Source organism: Nocardiopsis sp. JB363, from assembly GCF_900143625.1.
Taxonomy (GTDB): domain Bacteria; phylum Actinomycetota; class Actinomycetes; order Streptosporangiales; family Streptosporangiaceae; genus Nocardiopsis.
This window is the reverse complement of record NZ_FRFF01000033.1, coordinates 1-3,813: the sequence shown is the minus strand read 5'-3', so window position 1 is coordinate 3,813 and position 3,813 is coordinate 1. Positions and strand designations below refer to the sequence as shown.

At 71.3% G+C, this 3,813-nt stretch carries 2 protein-coding genes; both read right to left on the bottom strand.

The window, feature by feature from the left end:
* Positions 1-86 precede the first annotated feature (86 nt).
* On the bottom strand, positions 87-1,982 hold the full coding sequence (locus BQ8420_RS05800) for a serine/threonine-protein kinase (RefSeq protein WP_087096780.1): 1,896 nt from the start codon (positions 1,980-1,982) through the stop codon (positions 87-89).
* A gap of 64 nt (positions 1,983-2,046) precedes the next feature.
* Positions 2,047-3,759 carry a serine/threonine-protein kinase gene (locus tag BQ8420_RS05795; RefSeq protein WP_255404828.1) on the bottom strand — a complete coding sequence of 571 codons (1,713 nt, stop codon included), beginning with the start codon at positions 3,757-3,759 and terminating at the stop codon, positions 2,047-2,049.
* Positions 3,760-3,813: the final 54 nt, after the last annotated feature.

The following is a 3,813-nucleotide window of genomic DNA, read 5'->3' as shown; positions in this document are numbered from 1 at the left end:
GGGCGTCGGTGGGCATGGGGCTCTCTGTTCTGGGTCGGGGGATCGAGAGTGTTCGGGGCCGTCCGGGCGGCCCGGGCAGCTCGGGTTCAGAACCCGGGGGTGGGGCGTTCGGACAGGATCTCCGACTCCTCGGGGACATGGACGTCGCGAGACTCGTGGAAGACATAGTCCCGCGTTTCGGTGATGGTGATCTCGGGTTGTTCGGGGTCGTCGTGAACCCGGGCCCCGGAGCCGGCGAAGCGCAGCGGGTAGCCCTCGTCGTCGACCCACAGGTCGAAATTCATGGGACCGCCACCGACCCCCTCCTCGTTGACCGGTTCGGTGAAGGTTCCGCTGTAGTGGTGGCCCTCGGTCTCCTGGAACTCCAGACCGGCGCTGACCCCACCGTCGAGGAGCTCCTGTTCGTGGGGCACCCGGTTGCGGCCCTGGTACTCGATCTCCGCGTCCGGTTCCAGGATCTGGGTCAGCCCCCAGTCGGCCGACGCCGCCAGGTCCAGGTCCTCGTAGAAGGTCCCCTCCTGCCGGTAGTACCGCGGGTCACTGGCACCGCTCCCATCGAAGGTGACCAGCCCGAAGACCTGTTCCTCCAGTTCGGCCCCGTGGCGCAGGTCGATGTGGACCCCCGCCGGCTCATAGCTCCTTCGCTGGAGCGCCCGGACCGGCTCCTCGGTGTACTCGGTGACGGTGGCTGACGGATGGGCCCGTTCCTGGTCGGCCTGGAAATCGTGCCGGTACAGGTAGTCGGACGCGCCTTCCATGAGTTCGATCGCCTCGGCCGCCACCACCGGACCGTCCTCCGGGGCGTTCTGGATCGCCGGCCCGTCGGCCTCCTCGCCGATGGGTTCCTCACCGCCGGGGCCCTCCCCGGCCCCACCCGGCCCGTCGTCGCCACCGGTCGAGGGAAGCCGGTCCACGACCAACAGGCCACCGACCAGGACGACGACCAACACCGCCGCGGCGGCGGACAACCACACCGTCCGGCGCGGCCTCCGCACCCTTCGCGTGCCCGGGTCCACCACCCCCCGCCATTCGGCGACCAACAGCTCGGGCACGATCTCGGTGGGGTCCGCGTCCGGTCCCGGCTCCTCCACCCGGGTGGGCGGCAGTGCCCCGCCCGGCATGACCCGGGTCGCCGACCAGCCACGCGTGAGTTCCGCCAGTGCCTCATCCGCCCGTGGGCGTTCCCGCGGGTCCTTGTCCAGTGAACGCCGGACCAGGTCCATCAAGTGCTCGGGCACACCGTCCAGGTCCGGATCCTCGTGCCGGCTGCGGTGGACGACCCCGTCCACGGCTCCTCGCCCAAAGGGGGGCCGGCCGGTCGCGGCGACGGCGACCAGGCCGCCCCAGGCGAACATGTCGGAGTGGCCGGTCACCTCCACACCCTCGTACCGTTCCGGGGCGACCCATCCGGGGGTGCCGTGCAGGCCGCCGGTGGCGGTGAGCACGGTCCCGTCGGCGGCGCGGGCGATCCCGAAGTCCAACACCTTCGGGCCGTCCGGCGCCAGGATCACGTTGCCCGGCTTCAGGTCCCGGTGCACCACCCCGACGGAGTGAATCGCGGTCAGCGCCTCGGCCAGACCGACCGCGAGCGCGGTGAGCATCCCTCCGGTCAGTGGCCCGTGCCGATCGACGTGCTCGCGCAGGGTCAGGCCCGGGACGTACTCGGTGGCCATCCACGGGGTGGGGGCCACCACGTCCGCGCCGAGGAAGGCGGGGGCGCAGGTGGCCCGGACCCGGGACACCAAGCCGACCTCGCGGGCGAAGCGGGACCGGAACTCGGGGTCGTCGGCGAACCGGGAATGGATCACCTTGACCGCGGCGACGTCTCCGGCGTCGGTGACGCCGGCGTAGACCGCGCCCATGCCACCGGCGCCGATGCGTCCGACCACCCGGTAGTCACCGAGTCGATCGGGGTCGCCTCGCCCCGGCTGATCCACTCCGGGTGGAAGGTGGTCGCGGTCGAAGGGGAGGTTCCGGTTCATCGTCGCTTCCTTTCGATGTCGGGGTCTCAAGGGGTGTCGGGCCGAAAGCTCGCAGGGGTGGGACTCATCCCTCCTGGAGGAGGTCCTGTTCGGGCCCGTAGACGCAGCTGTTCACCGGGGAACCGCCGGAGAGGGCGGCGTCGATCGGGGTGACCTCCTCCGGGTCGGGAGCGTTGAAGGAGTCGCCTGGACCGCGCCAGAGGTAGCAGAGACCACCCGTGTAATCGACCTCCGGGCGGGCGCTTTCCCGCACCACCGCGGTGGGGGTGTAGTAGACGGCGAAGTACATGTCGTGCGGGACCCCGTTGGACAGGGACATGAAGGACACCGAGAACTCCGCGGTCGGTTCCTCCGGAGACAGGGTGGCCAGGGTCCCGCCGCTGTTCGCCGGGGTCGTGGTCAGGGACTCGTCCTCGGGGTCGATCCGTTCGACCTTCGCGAAGTCGTTGCTGTGCAGACGGAGCTCGCCGAAATCCGGCAGGTACTCGGCGGTGACCGTGACGGTCAGGTTCATGGTGTCCGACCAAGAGTGTCCGCCCATGTGGAGTCGGACCTGGTCCAAGGCCTCCCCTCCCTCGGCCGGCTCGATGGCGCGCACCAGGGTGTCGCCGGCCTCGGGGTCGGGGGCCACGGTCACGTTCCCGGACTCGTAGAGACTCCGGTACTCCTCCGGGACGTCGTCGGGAACGGCGGCGTCCGTGGTCTCCCCCTCGGTTCCCCCGCCGCCGGCGGTGCCGTCGTCGACGGTCGAACCGTCGGCGGGATCGTCCGTTCCCCCACCGAGCCGCTCATCGACCATCGACCAGACCCCGGTGCCGGCCATCAGGGCGAGCACGAACCCGGCCGCGCCGACAGCCAGAGCCCCACGGTGACGCCGGGCCCAGGAGCGTCGGGGCGGCGCGTGCTCCCGCCACGGATCGACCGACCGGTCGGGGGCGGGCTCGGCCGACGTGGCGACGGCCCGAGGCGCTGGGACCGCGAGCACCGGTTCGGTCAGGAGTCCGGCGGCGTCGGGCCGGAGACCGGGTTCCTTGGCCAGGGCCCGTTCCACCACCCCGCGCAACGTCTCGGGGACACCGTCCAGGGACGGCGGGTCCGACAGCACCCGGGAGACCAGCACGTCGGAGGCCGCCGCGCCGAAGGGGCCGACCCCGGTGGCCGCGTAGGCGACCAGCGCGCCCCAGGCGAACACATCCGAACGGTCGGTGGCGTCGGCTCCGCGATACTGCTCCGGCGAGATCCACCCCGGTGTTCCCACCAGGCCACCGGTTCGGGTCAGGGCGGACTCCTCCACGGCACGGGCGATCCCGAAGTCCAACACCTTCGGGCCGTCCGGCGCCAGGATCACGTTGCCCGGTTTCAAGTCCCGGTGCACCACCCCGACGGAGTGAATAGCGGTGAGCGCCTCGGCCGTACCGAGAGCGAAAGCGATCAGGGAATCGCCACGAAGGGGCCCGTGCCCGCGCACGTACTCGTCCAGGGTGGGGCCCGGCACGTACTCGGTGGCCAGCCAAGGCGAGTCGGCACGGGTGTCGGCGTCGAGGAAGGTCGGAAGGGCCGTGGCCCGCACCCGGCGCACCAACCTCACCTCCCGGGCGAAACGGTCCCGGAACCCCTGGTCCGCGGTGTGGGACCGGTGCACGCACTTGACCGCCGCCCGCCGGTCGCGACCATCCAGCGCCGCGTACACCACGCCCATGCCCCCGGACCCCAACCGCCCGAGAACGCGGAACGGTCCGAGATGGGCGGGGTCGTCGGGGACGAGGCTGACTCTTATTCACATCTGACGCTGCCGACGAATAGAGAGGTGTAGATCTCGGTGGTCGCCGTT

Excerpts from the sequence above, each read along its gene's own strand:
- BQ8420_RS05800 (WP_087096780.1), bottom strand. The coding sequence starts at position 1,982 with ATGAACCGGAACCTCCCCTTCGACCGCGACCACCTTCCACCCGGAGTG.